Origin of the sequence: Microbacterium ureisolvens (assembly GCF_019511645.1) — a bacterium.
GTDB lineage: Bacteria > Actinomycetota > Actinomycetes > Actinomycetales > Microbacteriaceae > Microbacterium > Microbacterium ureisolvens_A.
Window position 1 is genome coordinate 227293 of record NZ_JAEUAX010000004.1, and the last position, 13244, is coordinate 240536.

Below are 13244 nucleotides of genomic sequence, written 5' to 3' on the forward strand. Positions count from 1 at the left end.
CGCTCCGCCGAGGGGCTTGACGCAGACCCAGCCCCGGGGCATCCGGCTCAGCCCAGGCGCGGGTGTGCTCGGGGCGCTGCCCACGCCAGCCACGGCGGGAACCTCGCACAGACCGTCGCGGGTGTCAATGACCTCTCATCCTCGGCGGCGGCGGCCCACCCTTGCGGGATGAAACACGTCTCCTATGCGGACAAGACCGTCTTCCTGGACGACGAGACCGCTGATGTTCTCCTCGAGTACGCCGGCCTCCTCGCCGCGCAGCAGAGCGGTGACACGGTCACGGTGCGGGCGATCGGTCAGGACGGCAACGAGGTCGAGGCGACCTTCGTCCTCAACATGGCCACCAACATGGTCGCTGAATCCACCGACTCGGATGTCGCGCCGCCGTCGAATGAGGTGGCGGTCGAATACATGCAGGAGAAGATCTCACTCATCCGCACCCCGCCGCCGGCTCAACCCCTCGACGACGCAGCCATTCCGTCCGGGTGGCACGGGTTCGGCGACGAGGCGTAGCCAGCTGTTCAAAGGGGCCGACTTGATCCGCTTCCCCGCGGTGGATTCCGCGCGTTGTGGGAAGTGAACGTGAGCCGAGGCCCCCGTCCCGGCGGCGCCGGGCAGACGATCACGCAGCCTTGTCAAGGGCGGTGCGCGGTGAGGGCAGGTGGGTCAGTCTGCGAGGACAGATCGAGAGAAGGTGAAGACGTGGTCGATTTCACGCCGGAGGGGATCGGGTGGGCGGAGTATCTGGCCACATCGGACTTCTGGAACCGGACGCTGCAGAACTGGCAGTCCGAGTTCCTCGCTGTGGGCGCGATGATCGCGTTCTCGATCTTCCTGCGACAGCGCGGGTCCAGCGAGTCCAAGCCGGTCGGGGAACCCCACCACGTCACTGCCGAGGAATCCCAATAATCGGACCGACGGGAGCGTGAGCAGGGTGACCCTTCCGATCATTCGATCCTTGACTGAGCTGGAGGCCGTGGTGAGCGGGCGGGCGACCACCTACGTCCGCTACTCAAAGGGGCCCGAGCACGACGGCCAGGAACAGAGCATAGACACGGAAAGCGGTCTGCAGCTGCCGGGCCTATCGGTGAACCCGCTACATCCGGAGAGCTGGTGGACCAGGCCGCTCGGAGACTGGCTCGCCCGCCAAGTCTGCCAGTATCGGCAGCTACGGGAGAAGAACCCCGAGCGGTTCCCGTGGCTGCTCGACGGCACCGTTGTGGGGCGTGGGCCGGACAATGAGCCCCTGCTGGTCGACATACAGGCCGTAGGCCGGCTCTCGGAAGAACTCCTGGAAGAGGCCGTTGGACGCTACGAGCAGGCATTCCGGGCCGGCCAAGGCCCGGAGGACTAGCTGCCGCGCAACGATCCCTGCCGGCACTGCTAAGGGGGTCACGGAGGCCCCTCGCGTATCCGCGGGGGGCGTTCTCAGCGCAACGGCCGCCGGCTTCAGCCGCCGGAGGGGTTGATGTGATGCGCGTCGGGCTGTCGTGTCCGGGAGGTGGAGAATGGGGCGAGATGGGCGATGGGGATCGGTTTGGTGGCGGACGGGCGGGTGAGGAGCATGGTCGCGTCGGTGAGGACCTGCTCCAACGTGCGGTAGCGGCCGGGTCGATGACCGGGGATGATCCAGACGACGTCGAACCCGTCGGGTGGCGCGACTTCCACGTAGGCCACGACGTTCCCCGCGTGGTTGGCCGCCACCGCGCGGTCACAGAGCCGCCACGCTCCCTCGCTGACTGGTTCGAGGACCAGCTGATGGATGGAGCGGGCTTCCCGGTGCGCATCGATACCAGCCGGCGACCTCGCCGGCTCTGGCAGTTTCTGCGGCATGTCATCCATGTTCGGCAGGTTCCGGGGTTTCCGCTGTCCACCCCAGGGGCTTGACAGCGGCTGGCGCTTTGCACGTGTGCGGTATCGCGCGGTTGTAACTCTCGGCAGAGAGGTCCGCAAGGCCGGCCGCCTGCGCGGCTCGCTGACGTCGCGATCTCGCCGTAGGCTCGCATGTGGACCCGATGCGCGCTGAGCGCGCCGCCGGCGTTCAATGCCCGCTTGAGGATAGAGAGCGGCCGCAACGTCGTCGAAGAGGTCCGCATACACGTCGAGTGTCATCGCAGACGACGCGTGGCCCCCTGGCTTTGCAGTCCATGCCGCCCGCCCTCTTCAGGGGTGGACCCATCCCGCCACTGGCTCCTGGCAGGAACCCGAGGTGTCTCGCGTTTGCTGGCTGGCTGATGTGTTAGGTGGTTGCCGGGCCATCCTGGGCCGACTCTTCCGGCTCGGGAACAATGGACAGTCCGTGGGGGCCGCTGGCAGCGCGGATGAGTGCTTCCACCCATGACCGGTTGATGTACGGCTGCCGGCTGCCGCAGAAGTGGAACTGCAGCGGCACTGCAGGATGAACCCAGAACGAGCGCCACCCGCTGTCACCGCGCAGCTCGACATCGAACATGAATAGCTCCGCTCGGCGCAGCTTGTTCATCACCGCCAGGCGCAGGTGGGCCAGGATTCGATCGTCGATGTAAACGGAGTCGGCTCGACTGTCGTAGCTGAACCTGCCCATGGGAGGGGCTTCAGACCGGGCCATATGCGGCGGCGGCTACGCCTGGTGCGAGTGTGTGCCCGTGCGTGTGTCAGCTTCGGAGTACTTGACCGGGTGTCAGGCCGTACGTGGCTCGGAAGAGCGCGGCGAAGCGGCTGGGTGAGGTGAAGCCCCAGCGCTGGGAGATCTCCGTGACGGTGTCGCCGCGAGTGGGGTCGCCGTTGCGGAGGTCATCTAGAGCGCCCGCGAGTCGGACGGTGCGGAGATAAGCCGTCGGCGCCGCGTCGTCGGGGTGAGATGCGCGGAAGGCGGCTACGAGCTCGCGTGTGGCCACGCCGGCGGCGGCCGCGGCGTCGTCGATGGTGATGGGCAGTGACGCGTAGTCGTGGAAGTAGTCGACCGCGATCCGGTGGATGGTCTGCTGGCGTGCCGCCGACGCGTGCAGCGCCGGTCGGTCACCCAGGAGTCGGAACGTGTCCAGCAGGGTGACGGTGAGCAGCCGGAACAGGCTCGCGCGTACCAGGTCGTTGCTGAGCAGCCCGGCCTGCTGCTGGGCGCGGGCAAGGTCGAGAACGCTCAGCCACATCTCGCCGTCTTGTGGTGTGGCGGGACGGGGGCCGTCGAATGCGAGGACGACGTCGTCTCGTCCGTAGAGGCGGCGGGCGCTGGCCTGGAGTGCGTCCGCGTTGAAGACGACGGCACGGTTCTCGTTGTCTGCGAGGTGATTGACGTACGGAGTATGCGGACGGAAGAGCGCGGGTTCGAAGGCCATGTCGCCGCTGTCGCGCCCCTCTTCCCAGCGGCAGCTGCTGACCGCGGATGCCACGACGAATTGGGTGAGTTCGATGGCGATGGTGTAGGAGCCCTCGAAACGGCCGCGGTGGAGCTGAATGTGCTCGTCACCGGCAAGGTGCTGATGGAAAAGCCGAAGTCCGTTCTCAATCACCACCGGCCCATACGTGTCGTGCAGGTGCTGTTCGGTCTGGTCGGCGTCGGTGAGATGGACAGCTGTCTCGATGTAGGGCGCGCTCATAAGGGGTGCCCGTTCCCGGTCCGTTTGAGGGTGTCGGAGGGGTTCTCCCCGTACTGGCTGCGGTAGGTCGCAGCGAACCGGGCGGGGTGGGCGAACCCGCAGGAGCGGGCGATCGCGGCGACCGTGTCGCCGGCCGACGGGTTCCCCGTCAACAGTGCGGTTCGCGCCTGGGTCAGCCGGACGCGGCGCAGGTATTCCGTGGGTGTCATCTGGAGTTCACGGGCGAACGCGTATTGGATGCCGCGGACGCTCATCCGAGCCGCCTGGGCGATGTCGGTCATCGCGATCGGGGTGTGCGCGTTGTCGTCGATGAACGCGCGGGCGCGCCTCACCGCGGCAGGAAGCGTCGGGAGCGTCTCGGAGGGGGCATCGTCCCAGGTGTGGGTGAAGCACGCCAGGCTGGAGGTGACGACGAGGTCGAGGAGACTCGACGCGACCAGTGGATCGTCGACCGCTCCGGTGCGGATCGCGTGCGCGACGGTGACGACGACCGCGTCCCAATACTTCCCGTACTCGGGGGTGCGCGGGCCGATCCCGGTGAACTGGAAGCTGCCGGAGCCCCGTGTGACGCGTTCCCCCAGTCGGCTGAGGAAGGCGTCGGAATCCATGGCGAGCACCTGGGCGTGGGCGACGTCGTACCGGCTGTGCAACCCGGGATGGATGATGTACGGCTGGGCGGCGTCCACGTCTGCGCGCCCCAGCGTCATTTCGCCGTCGAACTGCACCGCTCGAGCGAACATGAACCCGCCGGTGTCGTTGACCCGGGTGGTCAGCGGCCGTCCGCCGATCGTGAAATCGAGGAAGCTGACCCCCTGCGGCAGGGACGACGCGGTCATCGAGAACTGCAGCGGCGTGCCCTGATCGGATCCGACCTGCACCCCGGGGAAGTAGGTCTCGAGGGCGGCGACCGCCGCGTCCGCCTGGTCGGCACTGCTGCGAATGGTCGGCATCGTGAGCTCCTCCGCCGGGTCACACGTCCAACTCGGCCAGATCGCCGGTGTCGGCGGTGTGGGCCGGTGGTTCCGGCTCGGCGACGACGTGGCGGCCCTCTGGCGAGTCGGCGGTGAACATCAAGGCATCGACCCATGCCGGGTTCAGCGCGGGCATGCGGGACCAGCCGGTCGTTGCCACACCGCACACGCTACGACTGATCCACATCACGCAACACCCCATCCTCTTCATGCACTACCCCTCACCCCGAAACGAGCACGGAGTTACCCTGCCGGTGAGAACGGAGGCGTGAATCATGGGCACCGTGGAAGTGGTGTACGGCGGCGAGTCGTACCGCATCTCCGGACACTCCCTCGAGGACGTCCAACAGCAGATCGAGGACATTCTGGCAGCCGGCGTATCCGGCTGGATCGAAGCTCTCAACGGCCACGGCACACGCGCCCCCTACCGGCTCCTGATCACCCCGGGCGTACCCGTCTCCCTCGCCGAGCTTCCCACGGAATAGGGCGATCAGTCACCGCCGCATCCAACGACGACGACGCCACGGACGCTGCCGTCAAGAACTGCATCGCATTGCTCGCGAGACGCGGGCGGCGCCTAGTGAGTTCGAGGACCGTCTCGACCGGACGGACTCGGCATCGAAGATCAGCGACATGTCGAGAGTCGAAGGCGTCACCCACGAAGTCTCCCCCCGATGTCGTGTGGGGTGCTCTGGTGGTGGTGGAGGCTGCCCGAGCCCCGCTGAGACACGTGTCGCGGCGTGGGTCCGCCGGAACGAGACTACGGCTCGTCCCCGAACCCGAGTGATCCGGTGGTCAGGTCGCGGTCCTCGATCGCGCGGGCCGGTGGAGGATTGCGGATCATCGCGATCTTCTCCCGCATGTACTCCACCACGACGGGGTTGGCGGGAGGCTCGACGTCGGAATTGGTGGACTCGGCGACGATGTTGGTCGCCATGTTCAGCACGAAGGTCGCCTCCACTTCATTGCCGTCCTGGCCGATGGCCCGAAGGGAGACGGTGTCGCCGCTGTGTTCCGCCGCAAGAAGGCCGGCGTACTCGAGCATCACATCCGCCGTCTCGTCATCGACGAAGGCGGTCTTGTCTGCGTAAGAGAGGTGCTTCATGCCGCCGGTGTACCGGCATCTCCTGTGTCCTGCGGAGATGATTGACAGCGCCCCGAAGATGTGCGGTCGAAATGACAGCAGTGAACGGCATGCGGCGGCCAGTTGATTGCCCCCGTGCGTGTCCGATCCGCCCGTGCGGGGTCGTGCCCGGTTGGCTGTCCCGTCCACCAGCGTCCAGCCGGGACGCTCGCGCGCGTCGGGACGCTGCGTTCATCACCAAGGCAGCCGAGAAGAAGGACTGCTTCTCGGCCTGACGTCAACCCCCATCCGTGTCGTGCCTTACGTCATCGATGGTGTGTTCCCGGTCACTTCTGAGGGGATGACACAGAAGGGTGAGGACGATGCGTGCGCAACGAGATGCCACCCGACGCGGCGTGACCGCCTCCGGTGGACCACGGCCGGAGCTGGTGTGGGTCGGGGACGGCGGGTGGATCGCCTGTGACCCCGTGGCAGGGATCCACGACCCACGGCGGGTGCTGGCGTACTTGGAGTGCCGCGACTCGGTCGTGCGGTTGCAGTGGGTTCGCGACAGCGCGGACGTCGTCGAGTTCAGCACGCTGAGAGAGGCATTGGATGCTGTGGATGGCGCCTTCATCGTGGGCGGCGTCCCGACAGTCGCCGAACCGCGCCCGAGGCAGGTGACGCGGCCGAGACCCGCGCTGAAGGAGGAAGCTCTTGCATAGCCGTGAAATCCGGTCGGCCCCTGCCGGCTCGGCGCCGACACGAGAAGCGGGAAGGTGGTTCGGTGAGCGACCCAGCATCACCCTGGTCGCGCCCGGGGTCACGCGGCTGCAACGCGCGGGTGTGAACTGCTACCTGATCCAAGCCGATGATGGGTTGACCCTCGTGGACGGAGGACTTCCCGACATGTGGCGCCTGCTGGCGTGCGCACTGCGCTCGCTGGATGCCGAGCCCGAGGACATCCGGGCGGTGCTGTTGACCCACGGCCATTTCGACCATGTGGGCATGTGCGAGCGACTGCTGCGGGACTACCACCGCCGGTCCCACGTGCACGAGGCCGATCGTGAGCTGGCGCAGCATCCGTATCGCTATCGTCGCCAGCGCTCCCCGCTGGGCTACCCGCTTCGCTACCCCAAGGCGCTGATGACCCTGGGCGCCATGGCCGCAGCTGGTGCGCTGTGGGTGGAAGGAGTCAAAGCGAAGCCCGATGTGCGGCCGGGCGAGCCGATGGAGGTGCCCGGTTCACCGGTGCCGATCTGGACGCCGGGACATACGGACGGGCACTGCGCGTTCCACCTGCCCGAGAGGGGCGTCCTTTTCACCGGTGACGCGCTGGTCACCCTGGACCCCTACACCGGGCTCACAGACCCCCGCCTGGTCGCCCGCGCCGCCACCCGCGATGTGGAGGCGAACATCGTGAGCCTCCGCAAGCTCGCCGCCACGAACGCCGGGATCGTGCTGCCCGGCCACGGCCTGCCATTCAAGGAGGGCGTGCGCGCCGCTGTGCAGGCTGCTCTTCGGGCGGGGGCGCGATAACGGCGTGGATTCCGAGGCCGCGCGTATTCCTGCGGGGCAAGGCGCTGCGTGGAGTCAGCGGAACGATTCTGATGAGGGCGACCCTTGTCAAGGCCCTGAGGCCCGCACCTCGCGGCTCATACCGTTGCGGTTCCCTACCAAGAAGGAGGCCATCATGGCCGACCGCACGCGCGACACGCACGACACGCGCTACGCCGAGACGGCGATCCAGAAGACGGCCCTCGCCGTCGGCATCGTCTTCCTGATCGTCGGGATCGCCGGGTTCATCCCGGGCCTGACCCATCCCATCGACCAGCTGGACGGCGCCGGAGCAGACTCCGACGCGATGCTGATGGGCGTCTTCCAGGTGTCGGTGCTGCACAACATCGTCCACATCCTGTTCGGCGTCGCCGGCCTCGCGGTCGCCGCGCGGGCGCGGGCATCTCGCAGCTACCTGATCTGGGGCGGCGCCATCTACCTCGTCCTGTTCCTCTACGGACTGTTCGCGGTCAATGCTCCGGACGCGAACTTCGTGCCCGTCAACAGTGCAGACAACTGGCTGCACCTGGCGCTCGGTGTGGGGATGCTCGCACTCGGCCTCCTCGTCGACCGCAATCGCAACCGCACCAGCGCGACTCGCAACGCCGCCTGACCCGTCGCCCGCGGCGCGCACTTCACGCGCGGCGCGGGCGACCTCCCGCGGGGTTCGATACACGGCGCCGGGCGACGAAGTCCGCTACCAGATTCTTGCGCATCGGTACTACGTCGCTTCCTGATGGTCAAGCCCGTACGTCTGCTTCCACGTCGCCTTTTACGGTCAGCAGCGCCGGACCGCGAACTGCGAGGAGCACACCATGGTCAGCCAGTCTCCACCGACTCAGCGGTCAACGCGGCCCACGACCCCGCCACCGCGACAGGCGGCCCTGCTCAGCAGGAGTCGGGTCGGTCAGAGGGGGAACATCGTCGTCCGTTGGGTGACGTCCACCGACCATAAGACCATCGGCTACCTGTACCTGATCGCCTCGGTGCTGTTCTTCCTGCTCGGCGGCCTGCTCGCGCTCATCATTCGTACCGAGCTCTTCGAGCCCGGCATGCAGATCGTGCCGACCAGGGAGCAGTACAACCAGCTCTTCACGATGCACGGCACGATCATGCTGCTCATGTTCGCGACGCCCCTGTTCGCCGGTTTCGCCAACGTCATCATGCCGCTGCAGATCGGTGCACCTGACGTCGCATTCCCGCGTCTGAACGCGTTGGCGTTCTGGCTGTTCCTCTTCGGCTCCATCATCGCCGTATCCGGCTTCCTGACCCCCCAGGGTTCCGCTTCCTTCGGCTGGACGGCCTATCGCCCGCTCGCCGACGACACCTTCACCCCCGGCGTCGGCGGAACGCTGTGGTTCGTGGGTCTGGGGATGAGCGGCTTCGGGACGATCCTCGGGGCGGTGAACTTCATCACGACGATCATCACGATGCGGGCCCCCGGCATGACCATGTGGCGGATGCCGATCTTCACGTGGAACACGCTGGTCACCAGCATCCTCGTCCTGATGGCGTTCCCCATTCTGGCGGCCGCCCTCTTCGCGGGGGCCTCAGACCGCATCCTCGATTCCCATATCTTCGATCCCCAGAACGGCGGGGTGCTGCTCTGGCAGCACCTGTTCTGGTTCTTCGGTCACCCCGAGGTCTACGTGATCGCGCTGCCGTTCTTCGGGATCGTGTCGGAGATCTTCCCGGTGTCAGCCGCAAGCCGATCTTCGGTTACAAGACCCTCGTGTACGCCACCATCGCGATCGCCGCCTATTCCGTCGCGGTCTGGGCCCATCACATGTACCCGACCGGGGCCGTGCTGCTGCCGTTCTTCGCCCTGCTCACCATGCTGATCGCCGTGCCAACAGGCGTGAAGATTTTCAACTGGATCGGCACCATGTGGCGCGGCTCGGTCACCTTCGAGACACCGATGATGTTCGCGCTGGGCTTCCTCGTCTCGTTCGTGTTCGGCGGCCTGACCGGCGTCATCCTCGCGTCGCCGCCGCTGGACTTCCATCTCCACGACTCGTACTTCGTGGTCGCGCACTTCCACTACGTCGTCTTCGGCACCGTCGTATTCGCGATGTTCGCCGGCTTCTACTTCTGGTGGCCGAAGTTCACGGGCCGCATGCTCAACGAGCGGCTCGGCTACATCCACTTCTGGATGCTGTTCATCGGGTTCCACCTCACCTTCCTCATCCAGCACTGGCTAGGCGTGGAAGGGATGCCGCGCCGCTACGCCGACCACGCCGACCAGGACCAGTTCACCTGGGAGAACCAAGTATCCACCGCGGGCGCGATCCTGCTCGGCGCGTCGATGATCCCGTTCCTGTTCAACGTCTGGATCACCGCCCGCAAGGCGCCCAAGGTCACGGTCAACGACCCCTGGGGATACGGCGCTTCGCTCGAGTGGGCGACGTCGTGCCCGCCCCCGCGGCACAACTTCACGTCCATCCCTCGCATCCGCAGCGAGCGGCCGGCCTTCGACCTCAACCATCCCGAAGCCGGCCTACCGGTCGGCGTCGGACCCGCAAAGGACGCGCCGGACGCGCCCGTACAGGATCTCGGGACCGGCGAACAGAAGTAGGAGATCGACGCGCGGGGACGATCCTGGCAGCAGCCGCAATCCGGCATGACCTGTGTTGCTGACCCGGTCTGAACAGGAGAGCGAGGTTTAACTTCACCGACAAGACATTCAGCACAGGGTGGGCGCTGGAGAAGCCTGACGCGGTCTACGCGCGCAAACTCCAGGAGGAATGCAGGGCCGGCTGCAGGTCGCCCGGCTGTATCACATGACCGATGACCACGAGGTGTGCGGGGTCTTCTCGCGTTCCTGCTGGCCCGCGACACCATGCATCAGATTCAGTGGCTCGCCGCCGCGTCGGAACTCATGGAGCAGGGCGTCGAGACGCTCCCGGTGGCGAACAACTTCCCGCTGACGGAGGAGGACCGCGACGTGTCGCACAAGAGTCGCAGGTTCGATTCCTGTCGGGGCACCACGGCAAGAGGCCGGTCCGCGCGCACCGGCCTCTCGCGTTTCCAGGTGCTGTCCACGACCCACGACGGGTTCCGCCCGACCTTGTCAAGGGCGTTCCGCGGTGTCGCTACCCGCCCGATGCTGAGGCACGTCGGCAGACTCGCACGCCGACGGAAGGAGACGACCATGGTGCACTTCACTCCCGGGGAGGCCGGCCTCCGGCGCGGCGAGGGCGTCATGTTCAAGTCGTGGATCGCGGTGCTCGCGGGCGGGCTGGCGTACATGATCTCGATCCCGCTGGTCGGGCGATGACCATGCGGCCGCTTCGCGACAACGCCCTCAGCATCGCCTTCGGCGCGCTCTTCGTGCTGGCGCTCGCTGGTCAGTCCATCGCCGGCTACTTCGAGAACAACGAGCAGCTCCAGCAGCACGGCATGGCCCCGCTGAGCTTCGCCGCGTTCGTGACCTCGTCGGATTTCGTCGTCGACGTGGCCGAGAACTGGCAATCGGAGTTCCTGCAGTTCTTCCTGTTCATCGCCGCGACCATCTGGCTCGTCCAGCGCGGCTCCCCCGAGTCGAAGAAGCCCGGTGATGAGGGACCGGGCACGGACGAGGAGCAGCTCGTCGGCGAGCACGCACAACCGGACTCCCCCGCGTGGGCCAAGGCTCGAGGCATCCGTCAGACGATCTACTCGAACTCCCTGCTGCTGGTGATGGGGATCGTCTTCGCGCTGTCGTGGCTGGCGCAGTCGCTGGCGGGCGTGGTCGTGATGAACTCCGAGAGCGCGGAGCACGGGCTGCCGTCGATGACATGGCTGGAGTATCTGGTCACACCGGACTTCTGGAACCGGACGCTGCAGAACTGGCAGTCGGAGTTCCTCGCGGTCGGGGCGATGATCGCACTGTCGATCTTCCTGCGCCAGCGCGGCTCGAGCGAGTCGAAGCCCGTCGGCGCGCCGCACCACGAGACGGCGATCTCGGGCGAGTGACGTGCGCCGGGGGCCACCTTGCACCGTATCCGTCCGAATTGCTGTCAAGCCCTATGCGGCTGGGATGCTCGGGAGGATCATCGAGGAAGGAGCTGATCGGCATCCCCTTCTCTTGCGCCCCCGCGCTTCGTTTCGCCGGCAGTATCTCCCTCGGAGGCCCATCATGGGCAAGTTGATCTACGAAGGGACCGTCAAGGTCGACTTCGACGACCGCACACTCGCGCATCTTCAACTCGTGATCGGCACGAAGCTGCGTCGGGGCGAGCCGTTCCACTTCACCTGGCGGGACGACGCCAGCATCGGTGACGGGCGGACAACCGTCTGGATCCACCCGCGGTGCTCGCTGATCTACAAGTTCTACGGCAGCCGCAAACCTCAGCTGAACCCCGCGTGGATCGACGCTCTGGCTTACACGGCGAACTCGCCGACCGGCCTCTACCTCGTGCCCGAGCCGTCGATGCCGCCGCTGCGTGAGGAGCACGAGCACGACGTGGTGGGGTGACGCCGGGCCGCCGTCCACGGGAGCAGTGATGAAGCGGATCGACATCTACTGCAGCGCAGACCCTTACAGCGTCGGCGGGCGCCATCGGGGAGCGACGACGTCGGAACGCGGACTCATCACCATCGGTTAACATGCTCAGTCAATCTCAGCGTGAGCTGAGCGAACTGCCGCGCGCTCCGACAACACCGGGCCTTCGAAGTAGGCTGCGGCCGCTCCTCCTGTGCGCGGCGCCCAGCTGCTGTCGCCCGATGCAAACGCTGCGTGGCAGGCCCGCTCGCGCAAGCCGGTGTGCCAGTCGCGTGGCAGCATGGCGCAGAAGGGCGAAACCGGCTGGGCCGACGCTGAGGGGTATGGTGCGTCCTACCTGTTTACCGCTCAAGACGGTCGTTGGGCGATGTTCAAGGATGAGTTGAAGTACGTCAAGGCCCCCGACGAGGCAAGCTGACGCACGGATAACGACCGCCTATCGCTCGTTCGGCTTCATCATTCTGATGCCGATGAGGACCAGGGCGGCGCCGATCGCGGCGGCACCTACGAGCGCGACAGTCGACCCGCCGCCGAGTGGGAGTAGCGTCCCGAAGACCGCCATGGCGAGGCCAATAAGGAAGAGAGCTGCGATGTAGATCGTCACGGCGGAGGAGTTCACCTGCGAACGCTGGCGAGCCTCAGCCCGCTGGAGGCGCTGTGGACAGCCCGCCGGAGGGCCGCCTATCGGACGCGGATACTCGCCCAGCTAACCGTCTTGACTGACGGCGACCGTGCGGCGCCCAATAGCAAGCCAGGCAAGCGCGCCGAGGACCGGAACCAAGAGCACGAGCGCTGCCCACAGCAGGCCCTGCGCCGGGGTGAGACGCTTCGCGGCTCGAGCGAGACTGACGAGCGCGACGATCGTGAACGCGATCACCAGAGCGCAGATGACAGACCACGCGATGTCATAGCCGGCGGGGATCAGTGGGTTGTGCTCATCGCTCACCTTTTCAGCCTATGGTCGGCGATGCTTCTCCGGATAAAAACCGGCGATGGAGCCGCAGGCGAAGCAGACTGGCTACCGTGGGCTGCATGACGCGGGTGTGGCTGACCCAGTGGGAGTGGGCGTGCTGCGGTGACGCATTCGAGGTGGGCGACGACGTCGACTTCGGCATCGCGACCCGCACCCCTGACGCGTCGCTCGCTGAACTGCTCGGTCCGGCCCTGCTCGCGACAGTGGATGCGGTCGAATCGCATCACGAAGAGGAATTCCCCGATCGAGTACGCGGCCGCGTAACCGCCGTGCACCCCGCCACCTTTGAAGTCTGGGAACGTCGCTCCTTGCGTCGCCCGGGTCACGGCGCGCCTGCGAACGCGGTCATGCCGGCTGACGGCGAGGAGTGGCCGCTGGTCGGTCGTGACCTCGGCGGCGGCGTGTTCGCCGACTCGCGCCCGGCGCGGTACGTGATTGACATTGTGCCTCTGCCTGGCACCGTCACGCTCGAGCCGACCCGCGGCGTGCGGCTGCCCTCGGCCGGACGTAGCCTGCCGACGGTCGACAACCGCATCGGCGAACCACCCGCTGAGCGGAAGGCGCGAGTGCAGGCGGGCTGGCTGGTCGACGTCGAAGATCGCTAGTCGAGCGCGTGCAGCTG

The 13244-nt window shown here is 66.7% G+C and carries 18 protein-coding genes, 1 tRNA gene and 2 pseudogenes; 13 read left to right on the forward strand and 8 right to left on the reverse strand.

The annotated features are described in order from the left end of the window. Positions 1-168 precede the first annotated feature (168 nt). The 3 genes and pseudogenes from JNB61_RS09505 (at position 169) to JNB61_RS09515 (ending at position 1354) form a co-directional block, all read left to right on the forward strand. Entirely contained in the window at positions 169-513 is a 345-nt protein-coding gene (locus JNB61_RS09505) for a hypothetical protein (protein ID WP_220288130.1), read from the forward strand. 213 nt (positions 514-726) lie between these two features. After that, positions 727-909 (forward strand): annotated as a pseudogene (locus tag JNB61_RS09510) (DUF6766 family protein); the annotation flags it as partial. Positions 910-934: 25 nt separating this feature from the next. After that, complete coding sequence (locus JNB61_RS09515) at positions 935-1354, forward strand: DUF6098 family protein (protein ID WP_308289087.1); 420 nt, start codon at positions 935-937, stop codon at positions 1352-1354. A gap of 95 nt (positions 1355-1449) precedes the next feature. Here the strand turns inward: JNB61_RS09515 and JNB61_RS09520 are convergent, their stop codons facing one another. The 5 genes from JNB61_RS09520 to JNB61_RS09540 form a co-directional block, all read right to left on the reverse strand. Next, positions 1450-1842 carry a hypothetical protein gene (locus JNB61_RS09520; RefSeq protein WP_220339443.1) on the reverse strand — a complete coding sequence of 131 codons (393 nt, stop codon included), beginning with the start codon at positions 1840-1842 and terminating at the stop codon, positions 1450-1452. 397 nt (positions 1843-2239) lie between these two features. Beyond that, on the reverse strand, positions 2240-2563 hold the full coding sequence (locus tag JNB61_RS09525) for a DUF7882 family protein (RefSeq protein ID WP_220339444.1): 324 nt from the start codon (positions 2561-2563) through the stop codon (positions 2240-2242). A gap of 70 nt (positions 2564-2633) precedes the next feature. Beyond that, a complete protein-coding gene (locus tag JNB61_RS09530; protein WP_220339445.1) occupies positions 2634-3575 on the reverse strand; it encodes a helix-turn-helix domain-containing protein in 942 nt (313 codons plus the stop codon). Beyond that, positions 3572-4525 carry a helix-turn-helix transcriptional regulator gene (locus JNB61_RS09535; protein ID WP_220339446.1) on the reverse strand — a complete coding sequence of 318 codons (954 nt, stop codon included), beginning with the start codon at positions 4523-4525 and terminating at the stop codon, positions 3572-3574. The genes JNB61_RS09530 and JNB61_RS09535 overlap by 4 nt, the downstream gene beginning before the upstream one ends. A 19-nt stretch (positions 4526-4544) precedes the next feature. Beyond that, positions 4545-4706 (reverse strand): hypothetical protein, encoded by a 162-nt coding sequence (locus JNB61_RS09540; protein WP_220339447.1) that lies wholly within the window; start codon positions 4704-4706, stop codon positions 4545-4547. 115 nt (positions 4707-4821) lie between these two features. Here JNB61_RS09540 and JNB61_RS09545 point away from each other — a divergent pair, with 115 nt between their 5' ends. After that, positions 4822-5031 (forward strand): hypothetical protein, encoded by a 210-nt coding sequence (locus tag JNB61_RS09545; protein ID WP_220339448.1) that lies wholly within the window; start codon positions 4822-4824, stop codon positions 5029-5031. Positions 5032-5306: 275 nt separating this feature from the next. On the opposite strand, the gene JNB61_RS09550 is transcribed toward JNB61_RS09545, so the two are convergent. After that, positions 5307-5651, reverse strand: a complete 345-nt coding sequence (locus tag JNB61_RS09550; RefSeq protein ID WP_220339449.1) for a hypothetical protein — start codon at positions 5649-5651, stop codon at positions 5307-5309. Positions 5652-6455: 804 nt separating this feature from the next. Between JNB61_RS09550 and JNB61_RS09555 the strand changes: the two genes are divergently transcribed. The 8 genes and pseudogenes from JNB61_RS09555 to JNB61_RS09585 all read left to right on the forward strand — a co-directional run bounded on the left by JNB61_RS09555 (position 6456) and on the right by JNB61_RS09585 (position 12067). Then, entirely contained in the window at positions 6456-7148 is a 693-nt protein-coding gene (locus JNB61_RS09555) for an MBL fold metallo-hydrolase (RefSeq protein ID WP_308291245.1), read from the forward strand. A 154-nt stretch (positions 7149-7302) separates the two neighbouring features. Next, positions 7303-7779, forward strand: a complete 477-nt coding sequence (locus JNB61_RS09560; protein ID WP_220339450.1) for a DUF4383 domain-containing protein — start codon at positions 7303-7305, stop codon at positions 7777-7779. A 202-nt stretch (positions 7780-7981) separates the two neighbouring features. Further along, positions 7982-9741, forward strand: a pseudogene (gene ctaD / locus JNB61_RS09565) (aa3-type cytochrome oxidase subunit I). A gap of 323 nt (positions 9742-10064) precedes the next feature. Further along, positions 10065-10153: transfer RNA gene (locus JNB61_RS09570), tRNA-Ser, on the forward strand. 164 nt (positions 10154-10317) lie between these two features. After that, positions 10318-10443, forward strand: a complete 126-nt coding sequence (locus JNB61_RS20260) for a hypothetical protein (RefSeq protein ID WP_262927506.1) — start codon at positions 10318-10320, stop codon at positions 10441-10443. 2 nt (positions 10444-10445) lie between these two features. Further along, positions 10446-11120 carry a DUF6766 family protein gene (locus JNB61_RS09575; protein ID WP_220339528.1) on the forward strand — a complete coding sequence of 225 codons (675 nt, stop codon included), beginning with the start codon at positions 10446-10448 and terminating at the stop codon, positions 11118-11120. A 163-nt stretch (positions 11121-11283) separates the two neighbouring features. Next, on the forward strand, positions 11284-11622 hold the full coding sequence (locus JNB61_RS09580; protein ID WP_220288141.1) for a DUF7882 family protein: 339 nt from the start codon (positions 11284-11286) through the stop codon (positions 11620-11622). Positions 11623-11929: 307 nt separating this feature from the next. Further along, entirely contained in the window at positions 11930-12067 is a 138-nt protein-coding gene (locus JNB61_RS09585; RefSeq protein ID WP_220288142.1) for a hypothetical protein, read from the forward strand. Between the two features lie 18 nt (positions 12068-12085). Here JNB61_RS09585 and JNB61_RS09590 read toward each other — a convergent pair whose 3' ends face one another. Further along, positions 12086-12268 (reverse strand): hypothetical protein, encoded by a 183-nt coding sequence (locus JNB61_RS09590; RefSeq protein WP_220288287.1) that lies wholly within the window; start codon positions 12266-12268, stop codon positions 12086-12088. An 87-nt stretch (positions 12269-12355) separates the two neighbouring features. Then, complete coding sequence (locus tag JNB61_RS09595) at positions 12356-12595, reverse strand: PLDc N-terminal domain-containing protein (protein WP_220288143.1); 240 nt, start codon at positions 12593-12595, stop codon at positions 12356-12358. A gap of 86 nt (positions 12596-12681) precedes the next feature. On the opposite strand from JNB61_RS09595, the gene JNB61_RS09600 reads away from it, so the two are divergent. Then, positions 12682-13227, forward strand: a complete 546-nt coding sequence (locus tag JNB61_RS09600) for a DUF6578 domain-containing protein (protein WP_308291246.1) — start codon at positions 12682-12684, stop codon at positions 13225-13227. Positions 13228-13244 lie beyond the last annotated feature (17 nt).

Bases quoted from the DNA above. Each gene is read 5' to 3' on its own strand.
- JNB61_RS09505 (WP_220288130.1), top strand. From the start codon at position 169: ATGAAACACGTCTCCTATGCGGACAAGACCGTCTTCCTGGACGACGAG.
- JNB61_RS09520 (WP_220339443.1), bottom strand. From the start codon at position 1,842: ATGGATGACATGCCGCAGAAACTGCCAGAGCCGGCGAGGTCGCCGGCT.
- JNB61_RS09525 (WP_220339444.1), bottom strand. From the start codon at position 2,563: ATGGGCAGGTTCAGCTACGACAGTCGAGCCGACTCCGTTTACATCGAC.
- JNB61_RS09530 (WP_220339445.1), bottom strand. From the start codon at position 3,575: ATGAGCGCGCCCTACATCGAGACAGCTGTCCATCTCACCGACGCCGAC.
- JNB61_RS09535 (WP_220339446.1), bottom strand. From the start codon at position 4,525: ATGCCGACCATTCGCAGCAGTGCCGACCAGGCGGACGCGGCGGTCGCC.
- JNB61_RS09545 (WP_220339448.1), top strand. From the start codon at position 4,822: ATGGGCACCGTGGAAGTGGTGTACGGCGGCGAGTCGTACCGCATCTCC.
- JNB61_RS09550 (WP_220339449.1), bottom strand. From the start codon at position 5,651: ATGAAGCACCTCTCTTACGCAGACAAGACCGCCTTCGTCGATGACGAG.
- JNB61_RS09560 (WP_220339450.1), top strand. From the start codon at position 7,303: ATGGCCGACCGCACGCGCGACACGCACGACACGCGCTACGCCGAGACG.
- JNB61_RS20260 (WP_262927506.1), top strand. From the start codon at position 10,318: ATGGTGCACTTCACTCCCGGGGAGGCCGGCCTCCGGCGCGGCGAGGGC.
- JNB61_RS09575 (WP_220339528.1), top strand. From the start codon at position 10,446: ATGCGGCCGCTTCGCGACAACGCCCTCAGCATCGCCTTCGGCGCGCTC.
- JNB61_RS09580 (WP_220288141.1), top strand. From the start codon at position 11,284: ATGGGCAAGTTGATCTACGAAGGGACCGTCAAGGTCGACTTCGACGAC.
- JNB61_RS09585 (WP_220288142.1), top strand. From the start codon at position 11,930: ATGGCGCAGAAGGGCGAAACCGGCTGGGCCGACGCTGAGGGGTATGGT.
- JNB61_RS09600 (WP_308291246.1), top strand. From the start codon at position 12,682: ATGACGCGGGTGTGGCTGACCCAGTGGGAGTGGGCGTGCTGCGGTGAC.